The organism is Thalassoglobus sp. JC818 (assembly GCF_040717535.1).
Taxonomy (GTDB): domain Bacteria; phylum Planctomycetota; class Planctomycetia; order Planctomycetales; family Planctomycetaceae; genus Thalassoglobus.
The window spans coordinates 415,451-429,242 of the sequence record NZ_JBFEFI010000005.1 but is presented as its reverse complement, the minus strand read 5'-3'; the positions used below and the strand labels follow the sequence as shown (position 1 = coordinate 429,242).

General features: G+C 52.2%; 9 protein-coding genes. 1 reads left to right on the top strand and 8 read right to left on the bottom strand.

All coding sequences use genetic code 11. The features are described 5' to 3' along the window. Positions 1-96: 96 nt before the first annotated feature. Both pgsA and rimO read right to left on the bottom strand, forming a co-directional pair. Positions 97-735 carry a CDP-diacylglycerol--glycerol-3-phosphate 3-phosphatidyltransferase gene (gene pgsA / locus AB1L42_RS15730; RefSeq protein ID WP_367057693.1) on the bottom strand — a complete coding sequence of 213 codons (639 nt, stop codon included), beginning with the start codon at positions 733-735 and terminating at the stop codon, positions 97-99. Positions 736-805: 70 nt separating this feature from the next. Continuing rightward, positions 806-2,239, bottom strand: a complete 1,434-nt coding sequence (rimO, locus tag AB1L42_RS15725) for a 30S ribosomal protein S12 methylthiotransferase RimO (protein WP_367057690.1) — start codon at positions 2,237-2,239, stop codon at positions 806-808. A 379-nt stretch (positions 2,240-2,618) separates the two neighbouring features. Between rimO and AB1L42_RS15720 the strand changes: the two genes are divergently transcribed. Then, positions 2,619-3,143, top strand: a complete 525-nt coding sequence (locus AB1L42_RS15720) for a DUF1643 domain-containing protein (RefSeq protein ID WP_367057687.1) — start codon at positions 2,619-2,621, stop codon at positions 3,141-3,143. A gap of 55 nt (positions 3,144-3,198) precedes the next feature. Here the strand turns inward: AB1L42_RS15720 and AB1L42_RS15715 are convergent, their stop codons facing one another. The 6 genes from AB1L42_RS15715 to AB1L42_RS15690 form a co-directional block, all read right to left on the bottom strand. Further along, positions 3,199-4,491: a DUF1552 domain-containing protein gene (locus tag AB1L42_RS15715; RefSeq protein WP_367057684.1), complete on the bottom strand. Its 1,293-nt coding sequence runs from the start codon at positions 4,489-4,491 to the stop codon at positions 3,199-3,201. Between the two features lie 76 nt (positions 4,492-4,567). Then, positions 4,568-6,988 carry a DUF1592 domain-containing protein gene (locus tag AB1L42_RS15710; RefSeq protein ID WP_367057681.1) on the bottom strand — a complete coding sequence of 807 codons (2,421 nt, stop codon included), beginning with the start codon at positions 6,986-6,988 and terminating at the stop codon, positions 4,568-4,570. A gap of 541 nt (positions 6,989-7,529) precedes the next feature. Then, a complete protein-coding gene (locus AB1L42_RS15705; protein ID WP_367057678.1) occupies positions 7,530-8,444 on the bottom strand; it encodes an alpha/beta hydrolase in 915 nt (304 codons plus the stop codon). A 162-nt stretch (positions 8,445-8,606) separates the two neighbouring features. Further along, on the bottom strand, positions 8,607-10,478 hold the full coding sequence (locus AB1L42_RS15700) for a polymorphic toxin-type HINT domain-containing protein (RefSeq protein WP_367057675.1): 1,872 nt from the start codon (positions 10,476-10,478) through the stop codon (positions 8,607-8,609). Between the two features lie 51 nt (positions 10,479-10,529). Continuing rightward, the gene (locus AB1L42_RS15695) at positions 10,530-11,966 is read right to left on the bottom strand and encodes a hypothetical protein (RefSeq protein WP_367057672.1); all 1,437 of its coding nucleotides are present in this window, start codon (positions 11,964-11,966) and stop codon (positions 10,530-10,532) included. Positions 11,967-12,347: 381 nt separating this feature from the next. Beyond that, positions 12,348-13,679, bottom strand: coding sequence for a DUF1552 domain-containing protein (locus tag AB1L42_RS15690; protein WP_367057669.1), 1,332 nt, complete (start codon positions 13,677-13,679; stop codon positions 12,348-12,350). Positions 13,680-13,792 lie beyond the last annotated feature (113 nt).

The window sequence follows — 13,792 nt, the reverse complement described above, 5'->3', positions numbered from 1 at the left end:
ACCACATATTCTGTCTCAGAAGTGCCAAGCGAATTCCTCGGCACGAGCGGGCAGTCTTCAATTGAAGAGAAAGTGATTTATGACTGGTTGTTGGAATTACTTCTCTGGAGTCGACTTCTGTTGGGCCATCAACGCCATGCCTCTCCAGGTGTATTCAGCTCCTGAATAGAGCGTGATCAAAACCATTGCGATGATCATCCAGTCTCGAACGGAAACGAACAGCTCTGCGTATTGACCGAGAAATTCCATGAGTGCTGGACTCATGGACGCAAGGCAAAGCGGGATGGTGACCGACTGAATGATCATCTTCAGCTTGCCGCTCCATTTCGCTGAGAAGTCGATTCCGTGGCCTTCGAGGACAGATCGCAGACCGGTCACAAACATCTCGCGACCGATCACAATAAACGTCGTCCATGGACAGATGCCGCTGTCGGGATGAGCTGTCAGGAAGATCAATGTTCCGCCGACAATGACTTTGTCGACGAAGGGGTCCATGATGCGGCCAAGAACCGTAACCTGATTCCATTTTCTGGCCAGATAGCCGTCGACATAGTCGGTGGCTGCAGCGATGACGAAAATTGCTGTCGTCAGAAGCCAGTAGTCCGTGAAGTCAATGAGTGCCAGAACGACGAACGAAAGAATCAGTCTCGAAAAGGTGATCAGGTTCGGGATGTTCAGTGATTCTTCCCGAGCAGTCACCGGCGACTCGTTCGACGTTTCCACCTCGTCCGTCATCAATCTTCTCTTTCGTTTCAACTTGGCACTGTTAGAGCGACCGACTGCTGCGGTGTTTTACGGAGAGAATCTAACCGGAAACAATTTCGTCTTCGGATTCGTCGTCGGAAAGAACGCCGACAAGATCGTAGTCACGAGCTTCGACAATTGTGACCGGCACCATATCTCCTGGTGTCAGATCATCGGATTCGATGAAGACGTTTCCATCGATTTCCGGAGCATCGGCGAAGATGCGACCTACCCAGACTCCGGGAGTGTCAGTCGGGCCGTCAATAATGCAGTCAAGTTCATAGTCAACGAGCGACTTCCCGAAGTCGAACGCGATGCTTTGCTGTGTCTGCATCAGTTTCTGCTGACGGGCTGTCTTGACCTCTTCCGGAAGATGGCCATCCAGCTTGACGGCCGGCGTTCCCGGTTCCAGTGAATAGGGAAAGACACCCATGCGTTCAAAGCGAGTATCAGCGACGAACTGATTGAGCTCTTCAAATTGTTCGTCGGTCTCACCCGGGAAACCGACCACGAATGTTGTGCGAAGCACAAGATTGTCAATCCGGCTGCGGAGTTTCTCGACGAGCTCGATCGTCTTGTCTCGGTTGACACGTCGCTGCATCCGTTTCAGGACCTTGCTGTTGATATGCTGGAGAGGCATATCGAGGTACGGCAGAACACGTGAAGATGCTGCAATGGTGTCGATCAGCTGGTCCGTGAAGTTCACCGGGTACAAGTACATCAAGCGGATCCAGTCGATCCCCTCGACTTTCTCAAGCTCCTGAAGCAGTTGGACGAGGCGAACTTCTCCGTAAAGATCCATTCCATAGTAGGTCGTGTCTTGAGCGACAAGAATCAGTTCGCGGACTCCATCCTCGACGAGTTCACGAGCCTCTTCCACAACCATTTCGATCGGCTTTGTGACGTGCTTGCCGCGCATGCTTGGAATCGAACAGAACGTGCAAGTCCGATCGCAACCTTCTGAGATCTTCAGGTAGGCAAAGTGCGACGGTGTGATTCGAAGTCGGGCGCGGTCATCAAGTGCTTTAACAGCAGCGGGCCGAAACAGTTCTCGTTGTTCGCGATGTCCACCCACCAGCCTGTCAGCGACGCGGGTGATTTCATCTCGACCAAAAACCCCGACGATATGGTCAATGTCGGGCATCTCGTCGAGAAGAGTTCCACCGACACGTTCTGGAAGACACCCAGCGACGATGACTCCCTTCGTCTTTCCGGACTTCTTCAGGTCGAGCATCTCCTGAATGACAGCTTTGGATTCCTTACGCGACTCATCGATGAATCCGCATGTGTTCACGATGACGAAGTCCGCCAGGTCGGGTTGAGAGACGAGCGAGTAGCCGTCCAGCGCCAGCGATCCAAGCATCTTCTCGCTGTCAACGAGGTTTTTGGGGCATCCCAAACTGACAAATGCATAGGTCCCCTTCGAGTACCCAGCTTCGTCCGTAACTGTGCCTGAATCAGGACTTGGAACATCGATGATTGGAAGATCGACCATAAAATTGTCAGTGAATTATTGAGGAGGATGCAGTCGTTGAGATCCTCCTCCGGTGAGAAATCGCGTCCGAATCTGGAATTCTAGCATGAGTCGAGTCGATTTTCGATCATCGAAACCTGATGTCTTTGGACAGCTTGAATCGTCTTGCTAGACCCATTCAACTCACATTCCGCAACTGAAAATGTGATCGCTCACGCACATCAACGAAATTTCAGGAACTTGACGCTTCAACGTTCGATACCGCAAGGCGATCTGCAGTCTTTTGCGGAATGACCTACCGAAGGTTGCTCAGCCATCAACGAGTTGTCACGATCTGCAGGCAGATTCGCTTTTGAATTCGTTGAGCGAAGTGATCGCCTGACTGAGACTGAATTGAGTTATGTCGATTGTTGAAAAAAAGCACGAAGCAGAAGGTGTTCGGAGCGTCGCAATTTACTCGGAATGCGAGCAATTTCGGTACACCTTAACCCGCACATGGAACCGGCCAGTTCAACGACGAGTGGCATTCATTGGTCTGAACCCGTCGACCGCCACGGAGTTGCAGAACGACCCGACTGTCGCTCGATGTATCCAGTTTGCCAGGGACTGGGAGTTTGACGAAATGACTATGCTGAACGCGTTTGCGTTTCGGGCGACTGATCCTAAAGTGATGAAGAAGCACGAGTGTCCGGTCGGGATCGACAACGACCGGTACATCCAGAAAGTCGTTCAGCGGAGCGATCTGATCATCTGCTGCTGGGGAACACATGCGACTCATTTGGATCGGAGCCGGGAACTCCTCGAGAAGCTTGAGCAATGGAAGTGTTCTCTCCATTGCCTGAAGTTGACGAAGGCTGGCCTTCCCGGTCATCCCCTCTATTTGAAGAGATCATCGGTTCCGTTGCAGCTGGCTTCTTCCGAGTGAGGGCACAATGCACTCTTCGAAATCAGGCCATCGAATCCTCGATAACGGATTCTGATTAAGTGAAGTCGAGTCCTGTCATTGTTCCGGAACTGGTCTTGAAGTGATCTGTTGCGAGACCAACCTGCTGAAGCATGCTCACATAGAGATTCGTGAGCGGATAGTTGTTCTTCTGATCGAATGCCAAGTGCTGGCCGTGTCGGAATTTTCCACCAGCAAGTAAGACTGGCATGTTTTGGTTGCTGTGATTGGATGCGTTTCCAAGGTTGCTTGTCAGAAAGACAGACGTCCGGTCGAGCAGGCTTTCGCCATCTTCGTCGACGGACTGAAGGTCTCGCAGGAAGTCTCCCCAAGCACCAATAATGGCAGCTTCGACAATCGCCAACTGCGAGAGCTTTTCTTCATCCAGCCCGTGGTGACTGAGAGAGTGATAACCTTCGTCGACTCCATCAAGCGGAACGACTCCGCCTGAACCCCCCAGATGATAGGTGATGAAGCGAGTTGAGTCCGTTTGAATGGCCAGACGAACCATGTCTGCCATGAGCTTCTGAATTCCGATGAAGTCATTCGCGTTACGAATGTCGACCGGTTTTTTCGCATCAACTTTCGGCTTGGGAAGTTTCGCCCATTCTTCATTTGCTGCGAGTCGATACTCGAGATCACGGACACTCGTGAGGTACTCATCGAGCCGTCGTTGATCACCTCGACCAAGCTGACGCGACAGTCGTTTGGAATCGTCCATGACGAGATCCATGATGCTGCGTCCCTCACGAATTCGCTGAGCTTGGTTTTCTCGCTCAGCCGGGCTGTCGTCAACGAAGAGTTGCTCGAACAACCGGGAAGGAGAGTCCTCGGCGGGAATCATCGACCCGTTTTCGGTGTAACAGGGGCTGTTGGTTCCGCTGCTGGCGAGAACCAGTGAAGGGAACCGGGTTTGGTGTCCAAGGAATTTGGACATGTACTGATCGAGAGAAATGGTGTTCTTGCCCTGTCCATTTCCACCCATCGGTTGCGCTGACAACAGGCTCGCTTCGGCGCGGTGTCCTCCGCTCACTTCTGGATGCGAGGATCCCGACACAACGGTGAACTTGTTGCGGATGTCTTCGAGCTGTTTGAGATACGGGCTGGCGGTGTAGCCGAATCCGGAATCTTTGGGGTTCAGATTCTCACCGAGAAGCCCCAGGCCAAGAGTCATTGCGACGAAGCGTCGAGGCTGGCGAGGTGTGCTCGAGTCAGCAAACGCTTTCTCCATGGCGGTCAGCCAGGGCAGACTGATGGCGACGCCGGCACCACGCAAGATGGAGCGTCGATTGAGTTTCAGCCCGCGTCCGAAATAGATTCGTTTACTCATCTGTTTTACCTCGTAGTCTGTTGTCTTCGGTGTATCTCTTGGCGACGAGAAGAATGTCTCGGGTTGTTATTCTTTGTTACTTCGATTGGAAGATGTCACTGACAACGACCTCTTCCACGATTGTGCGAAACCCGAATTGATCTTCGCGAGCAGCTTCGACGATTTTCTTGATCTCGTCGCGATCTGAGAAGGAGATAGGGGCTCCCGTTCCGTATGTCAGCAGTTTGCTGGCGAGATTCTCAGCGAGGCCTTCGGGATTCTGACAAACGAGTTCTTGAAACTCAGCCAGATTGTCGAAGGATTCTCCGGATGCAAGCGAGTTGCTGGGATCAATGACGGCTGCACTCTTGGAACTCTTCCCTCTTTGTTGAGGATATCGATCTCGCCAGGCTCCTGATGCGTCAAAGTGTTCGAGGACGAATCCGGGTGGGTCGATCGCTTTGTGGCACGACGCGCAGGAAGGATCGGATTTGTGCTTATCGAGCATTTCACGAATGGTGGTCGCACCTCGAATGTCCGGTTCGATTCCCGGGATTCCCGAAGGGGGAGGAGGGATCTCGACGCCGAGGAGCCGCTCAGAAACCCAGACACCACGGAGCACTGGAGACGTTGTTGTCCCGTTGGCTGTCACTTTCAAAATAGCGCCCTGAGTCAACAGTCCGCCCCGGTTACTTTGTGGATTGAGCGAGACATACTGCAGCTCGTCACCTTCGATTCCGTCAATCTCGTAGTACCGAGCCAGGCGTTCATTCAGGAACGTATGGTCAGAGCGAATGATGTTTGTGACGCTGAGGTTGTTGTCGAGCAAGTACTGAAGAAAAGTGTGGGTTTCCTCCAGCATCGATTCCTGAACAATCAGGTCAAAATCGGGATGCAGTCGTCGATCGGGTGTCGTGAAATCAATCTCAGAGAGGTCGAGCCACTCCGCAGCAAAATCGGGGAGAAAGTTCAGTGCTTTCGAATCGGCGAGCATTCGCTGCACCTGATCTCGCAGGACGTCTTCGTTCTGCAGCTTCCCACGACTTGCAAGATCGAGAAGTTCTTCGTCAGGAGGAGAATTCCAGAGGAAGTAACTCATTCGAGTCGCGAGTTCGTAATCGTCGAGTTGATTGGAAGGCTCGGTGAAGTACAGAAATCTTGGCGAACACAACAGCGAGCGGTATCCCAGTCGAATTGAGTCGAGAAGATTCTTGCTCTCGTTGTAGGATGCCATCGCGAAGTCCAAGTACGGCTCAATTTCGTCTTCGGTCACCGGTCGACGAAAGGCTCGATTGGCAAATTCGAGTATCAATTCCTTGAGGTCTCGGCGTGGTTGGTCGCTGTTGACTTTCGAGAACTTCCAACCTTTCGGGCTGTGAGAGATCTCGAGATCTCCCAACAGTTGTTTCCGAATTTCCTGATCGGTCGGACCAAGATGAATGCGATCGACAACGATGTTTTCAATCGCAACACCGGGGACGTTCTGTGGGCCTCCCTCGCCGGTTCCGATTTGTCCGCCAGCGAAGCGGGCCTTCTTTAATTCGACATCGGCCGGTCGGATTTCAAGCATTTCGCCTTTTTCGAGCCAGCACTGAAACGTCCACTCGTCCAATTTTTCGGTTGCTTCGAATGCCCCCACCCAAGAGAGCAACGATGAACTCGAGACACACTTCCCGGACCGCACGGAGCACCAGACTCCTTTTTGCTTGGGGATGTTCAAAGCTTTGGCGCGAACGGTGAATCGATACCAACCATCTTCGCGTGCCGTGGTCGCAGGAACGCGTCCGTAGAATGAGACGGTTCCCGACCACGTGACAGCCATCCCGTCGATTAGTTCGGGTTCACGAGTCCTGCGACGCGGATTCGTTCTCGAAATTGCTTTCGCATCCAGCTTCTTCGTTTCGAGATCTTTTTGAGACAGCGCACGTTGAAAGGCGTCATCCAAAGCAAGGTCAACAATGTCGAGATGCTGTTGCAACTGGAAATGGGACATCGCCTGTCCGTCGCTGACAGTTGTGAAGCCACTCGACTTTGGCTCTTCGGGCATTCGTTCAGCGAGTGGAATATCAATTCCGAGCAAGTCATGCAGGGTCCGCTCGAGTTGAAGATTCGTCAGGCGTCTCCCTTGAACACGACCTGTCAGTTCGCGCTCGTGTTTTTCCAATTGTCGGATCCAGCCGCTCAATTTTTCTCCGAATGCCTCACGTTCGCTGTCCGAAAGATCGGAACCTTCTTCCGGAGGCATTTCCCCCTGTTCGACGCGATCATAGATGCGAACCCATCGTTCCAGATTTTTTGAATCGGATGTGTCTGCTTGCAGAGCAGTGATGTCGAAGTTGGCTTCCGAATATTCGCCTTCATGGCAACCGGCGCAGTGTTCTGTCAGAAACTTATTGATTTCATCAGGACGTTTGCGAGTTGTTTCGGCGTTCAAGATGGATGCGGAGAGCAGCAGAACGGACCCCGAGACGCAGATCAACAATGATCGCAAGATTGAATTGGGGCAGAAAAGACTCATAGGAAAACCTTGAGGAAGTTGCTCTTGCCAGTGAACTCGCTGGGATCGTTTACTTTAGGTAGTTCAGCGGCGAGTCAGAGTTCTCTCAAACGAGTTCGAAAACTCTTTTGGTGGGACTGCTTATTGTGGGGACGCCCAATGGTCGTACTCGTAAGAGTGCTTGATTGGAGCGGTTCGTGCGTGAAGTTGCCCAGGTAGGGGTGGGCGGGAGTGTTTCAACAGGTGTGGTTTGCATTGGGTTGAGGTTCGTGATTGGGAACGACAACCGGGTGACCAGTGATGTTCATCGGCTCTTTGACAGGCGCCGTTTCAGTCAACTAAGTCGATGCTTGGGTTGGAGATTCATCACACACCGATCCTGCAGGATGCAACAAATCTCCTCACGTATTCTACGTTGCACCCATGCGGGACTCAACACAATTCAAGGACAGCGACGACATTCGTAACTTCCGGTACACGCTTTTCCGGGTACAAAACTAACGCCGAAGCAAGTCGATTGTTTCGAGAATTCTGCCAAAATCGGCCAGCGCAATTGCAGGCGTTATTCGGTCCAGCCCATTCGCTGTAGCCAGTCGGAGCAGAGTGATGACCAGCGAGTGACTGGTTGATCGTCGACAGGCCGCAATCCGTAGCCGTGACCGCCCGATTCGAAGACATGTAGTTCACACGGGACGTCGGCCTTCTTTAAAGCAACGAAGAGTAGGGCGCTGCTTAATGGGCTGACGCGATCGTCATAGGCATGAACGAGAAACATCGGAGGCGTTTCTGGAGTTGCATTCAAATCCTCAAGAAGTCCGTCTTCCGACTCATTCGCAAGCCACGCAGGGTAGATGAGAATGGCCGAATTCGGCTGACAGGATTTTTGGTCTGACTCGTCAACAGGCTCGTACTGCCGTGCAGTCATGATGGCTGCTCGGGCGGCGGTATGACCACCTGCTGAGAACCCGAGAACACCGACGCGATCGGGATTAAGCCCCCAGTTTTCAGCGTGAGCCCGGGTGATTGAGATGGCACGTTGTGTGTCTTGAACAGGAGCTTGCCATTTCGGATCGAGGTCGCGCGTGGGAACACGATACTTCAAGACAATCGCCGAGACTCCCAGCCCGTTGAGCCATTCGGCAACTTCGGTTCCTTCCAGATCCCAGGCGAGAATCGAAAAGCCACCGCCCGGACAAATGACAACGGATGATCCGTTGCGAGTTTCTTCAGGTGCCAGATAAACGTGCATTTCCGGCGTGGAGACGTTGCCGAGCTTGATAATACGGCGACCGGCAATCAGGCGATCTTCAGGTTTGGTGAAGTCTTGTTCCGGGCCAACTTCTCGATCGTCGTTCGGAGGTGTCGATGGCCACAACTTGAGAACGTCATCCTGAGCGACGACTGTCTGCGACGGGATCACAAATGCGGACACGACTGCCAGCCACGTCAGACCAAACTTCAATACCGAGCGATTCATCAAGATCTCCTTTTGTGTTGAGATTTTGACGCTATCGATTTCGCTCAAGTTTGTCTATCGAGTGCGCTTGCGGGAGCCGCCGATGTCATGATTTTCGAGATTCCTCGATGGCCCATTTTGTGACGCAGCTTGATCGTAGCTCATGAACATGGTGCCTGACAGCTATTCAAACTTTCGCATCACTCCCGGGTAGACCATGTCGGTTGGTCTCCGTTCACCCAGACCATGTGTCAGAATGAGATCTTCTCCCACGAAGTAGGTGGAAAAGTCAGCGACGATCAGATTGTAGACCGGCGCATTCTCTGCGGGGGTGATCGAGGTGATTTCTCTTGTTTCACCCGACACAGTGACGAATGACATTCCCGGTTCAAGTTCTTTGGCCAGCCTCCATCCCAGTCCTGACACCCAGAAGGGATGCCCCAGGCTGCACCGAATTATGTCATGAGATGTGACGATCTCGATTGTCTCGGTGTCTTCAACTAGTGAACAGTGAAGGACGGGTTTGAATGTGATCTCACCGGTTTCAATATCCTGTGAGAGTACCTGATCCCCGACAGCGATTTCTTCAATCGGTATCGAACCTCGCTCCGTCTCGACGAGAGTCCCCGGAACCAGACATGATCCTGCTCTGATAGTATCAACTTGATCAACTCGCAGAGCCTCTCCTCGACGGTTGTCTACGTACCAGGTTCCATCATTATAGTTGTCGTTGAGTTGAAGTTTTCCATCGGCAAGTTGCACTTCTTGGTGAACGTTCCACCAGTCATAGCAGTCTTGCGAAGTTTCCCATTGTCTTGCAACTTCGATTTGAGTCGCGGAAGCGAGTGTCCTCATAATTCGAGCATCACGCACGTCTTGGCCTGTTTCGATTGCCGCTTGGCCATAGTTCATTAGAATTGTGGAACCAACATTCGCTTCAGTTAAGTCGAAGATGACCGGAACTTCGTCGCGTTGAAACCACTCACCCCAAAGATTCCATCCCACCAGTCCTCTCGGCAACCTTGCGGGTCTTCTGGGCAACGCTGGAATTGGCAGTGCCCCGTTTGATACACGAACTTCTCTTGTGGTCGTGATCGTTGTATCGGAAGAATCAACACTGACGACTCGATAAATTGTGTTGATCGGGTTGAACGCGGTCGTCGTTCCAAAATCAGGATCATCAAACTGGTAACGCGTAGTCGTCGACGTCATTCCTTGCAGAAGATAGGGAACGTAAGTCTCTGGTCGCCGATCCCGCAGCAGCTTCGCAGCTTGAGTTCTGAATTTTGCCGAGTCAGAAAGCACTGCCTGGCGAGCCAGTGCTTCACATGCTCGATAGCTGTCGATCGTTCCCAGCCAGTCCTGGAAAATCTTCGCTTCTCTCTGACCTTTTGAAGCAAAGTTGCGTTCGAGGGCCGGAATGGCATCGGGAGTTCGAATTGTGTTGAGTTCGGCAATCCATTTCTTCTCGGCCTTCGAACCGGGCGCGCAATGGGAAATGAGTCTTGAGAGTCTGTCGATCTCTTTTTCCCATTCTGCGAGATTTTCTTCTGTTCGGGCAGCTTCGTTGGCCATTCGTCGAACTTGTTCGGGAGAGATCCAGGTCCCATTTCGATGAATATGACCGAGCCGTTCATGTGCTTCGTGAAAGCTGTAGTCAATGAGAAGAGTCCGGACCAGATGAGCACGTTCTTCGGCGTATAACCCGTGCTCTCGACATCCATCCGCAAGGAACAGTTGGTCACGAAAATTGTCTTCAAGCTTGGCGCGCTCTTCACGGTATCTGTAGAGACGGTTCCAACGATCGTCTTGCTCTACGACCCGATGAAACGGCATCCAGTCGTTCCCGTTCCAGACATCTCCGGAAACCCACCGGTTTAACGGGTGATCCGGATGACTCTGGAGAAACTCGCTCAGGAAGGGGTCCCGTTCGGTTTGCTCTGATGCTGCATCCGTGGCCACTTCTTCCGCAGAGAGGCTACCTCGGGAGTTGAGTCCTGCAAGACTGGCGACGATTCCGAGAAGAATGAAACGATTCCAATGACGGACGGACATGGGGAGTCTCCATGAGGGATTGAGAGCATCCGATGAGTGTGCTGATGTGAGTTATTGTTTCAAAGATTGAATTAATCTTGATCGTTCGGCAGCCAATGATCCGTCGTAGTACGAGGAGAATTCGCGGACGCGACGACTGGCCGATTTGACCCGACGATTCGAATTGACATCCTCTTTCGCGTTTTCCTCGGAACGTTCAATTTGTGCCTGCAGTCGTTCGAGCTTCTCCAGTTCTGCTCTGGCGCCTGCGGATTGTCGTTGGTACTTCCCGGCCAGTTCTTGACGACGTTGAATCATCCTTCGGCCAACTGCAGTCAACTCGCTACGGCTTTGCATCAGCGTTGCGTAGCTGTTGGAGATGACGAGTAAATCTCGCTCGGCCGCCCATAACTGTTCCTCTAAGGCGGTTCTCTGAATACGCTTAGTGGTGATAATTCTCCGAACTAGAAATGTGATTCTTTGACCGGAATTCGCGTTGACCAACTCGGCAATCTCCGTGCTGAGGATGTCAATTTTGATTCGCAACTCGGTGATGACATTCTGAACTAGAACGAGGTTTGTCTGAATGGAATCTTCGGCTTCCAAAGAGGCGGAGTATTGTTCCTGCAGCGCGGCGATTTTGGCATCGAGGTCAGCGACATCGTCTGTGGCGACGTCCCGGAACTCGTTGAGTTTCTCTTCGAGTTCGACTTGCTGCTGGGCGATTTGCTCGCTCTCTTCCTTTGCTTTCTCAAGCTCTTCGGTTTGGGTTTCGACAATCGCTGACTTGGTCTTTTCGATGGCTGCGAGCAGGCTTCTTCGAGTGAGTGCCGCATCTCCTCGTCCACTCCGGAAATAGAGGCTGTAGCGATCTTTGAGGTTCTCGTTCAGACGCGCTTCGGCCTGTTTGGCTTCAGCAGAAATGGAGTCATTTCCAAGAGAGTTCTGAAGGAAATCAATCGCGATCCCGATCCAGTACGCACTCTTGGCCGCTTGAGCAAACTGAGGGTTCTCTTTCGGGATGGATCGGATGATTTTGGAAAGTTGTTCCAGTTCCGTAATTGCTGAGGAGTACTTGTTTTTTTCGATGAGCTGTCGAATCAACTCTTCACGGGCGAGCAACACCGGTTCGGTCGCAGACGCTGCTTCTTGAAGCTTGGATGTACCTTCGGCAGCCTGAAAGTTCTTTCGCAGCACGATCGAATAGGCATAGTCCAGTAAACTGGATTCGCCACCGAGTTCGTTGCGCTGCCGATTGTAGATTGCATCGAGAGTTGAAGCTTCGACTGGCCCCTTCTGAAAACCTGCATCCAACAGCTCACTAATCGCCTTGTAGAGCGGGGACTCGCCAGAAGAGCTCTCGGGTGGGACTGATTCAGGTTGAGAAGGTTGGCCAACGATGGCCACTGGCTCCGTACCGATTTCCTGACCTTGAACCGGGCTGCTTGGCGAAACGACCAGCAGCGCGATGAAAGAAAGTGCCAAGAGAATCTGCGAATCACCACTCATTGTGAGCCCATATCCGCAAGGAGTTTTCACTTGCTGACTCGACAGACTCCTCACGACAACGCATTCGTAAAGCGTTGCTTCGAAATCTGATGACTCAGCCAAGTATTGAAAACTGACGACAATGTCAGTTTTTACAGCATGATTCTTCGCAGCATGTCATTTGTGCGACGGGGCTGCGTTTCATCTTTTCGACATCAATTGTTTCCGTACGTACAGTCCCAATCCAGTGGGACTACTTCAAAATACGGGAGCCAGAATCTGAATCAACAGAAATTGTTTCGAAAATTCCCGTGGCGAAAATTAACGAGAGATCATGAAAGACTGGGAGGAATTGGTAGACGCGGCAAACCGGGAGCTTCGGCGTTTAGTAGGCTCAACCTATCAGGAGTTTCGCTGTTCGAGACCTCGGACTCCGGTGGCAGTGCTGCTGCCGAATGTGTCGATGTCGAGTCCCATCTGCTGAGCGAAGGTGACGAATAAATTCGCAAAGGGGGTGTTGTCGACATCATCGTGAGCGACATAGTTGCCGTGTTGAAATCCTCCACCTGCAATCATCACAGGCAAATTGCGAGGGCTGTGGCTGCTCGCGTTGCCGAGGTTTGAACCATAAAGAATGGTGGTTCGGTCGAGTAGAGTTGATTCGGTTTCGACAACGTCTTTCATCTTGGCGAGGAACCGATTGAAAGCTGCGAACTCAGCCTGTTCGATGATTTTCAGTTCGTCGATCTTCTCCGGGTCTTTCCCATGATGGGAGAGCTGATGCCAGTCCGTCGAGACTCCGTCGATGGCGGGGACGGCGTTCATTCCGCTGAGCTGGAAGGTTGCCGTGCGGGTCGAATCGCTTTGCAGGGCGAGGACGAGCATGTCGTACATCAGATTCTGACGTCCAATCGCATCCGCACGGTCAGAGATGTCGACGGGAGCTTTGGCGTCGACTTCTGGTTTGGGTCGAGTGGCCCAGGATTTCGATTGATTGAGACGAACTTCGAGTTCGCGGATCGCTGTGAAATACTCGTCGAGTTTGCGCTGATCTTGTATCCCAAGCTTGCTGTTGAGTTTTTCTGCGTCTCCTTTGACTGTGTCGAGAATGCTTTGGCCGCGATCAAGTTGTTTGAGTTCACGTTGCACTTCAGCACTCGATCCGTTGACGAAAAGTGCTTTGAAGACGTTCGACGGGCGGGTCTCGCCGGGAATTTCAACACCGTTCGAATTCCAGGACATGGAGCGTCCGCTTGTGGACAAAACCAAGCTCGGAAATCGAGTTTCCAACCCGACTTTCTCTGCCATCAATTGATCGATGGAAATTGTGTTCTTGAAGCCAGCCAGCCCCGGACGTTGAGCGGAGGTAAGCCAGGTCAGCTCGGATGCATGACCGTTGTTACCCTGTTGTTCGGGATGAGCGAGTCCCGAAATCACAGTCAAATGGTCAAGATGATCCTGCATCTGGTTGAGGTACGGAGTGCTTCCGTCGAGAGACCCTTCTTTGGACGGAAACAGGAACGGCGTGTGGAAACCGAGTGTCGCACATAGAGCCACGAATCGGCGCGGTGTGGCCTGCTGCGAGGCAGCACTGGCTCGAGCAGAACTCTGAAACGCGGGAACCATCGCGTCGAGAAATGGAAGTCCAACGACGGCAGCTCCTGCGCCGCGCAGAAAGTGGCGTCGGTTGAGAGTTCGAGTTGTCGAAAAGTAGACGCGTTTAGATGTCGACATGGGGCTGCTGTGGTTAATGTCAATCTGAGGATGAACAACTCTGTCAATAAAACCGCTCGTTCGTCGATCTATTCGAAGTGATTTTAGAACATCTCGACTCTCAAGTTTCTGGA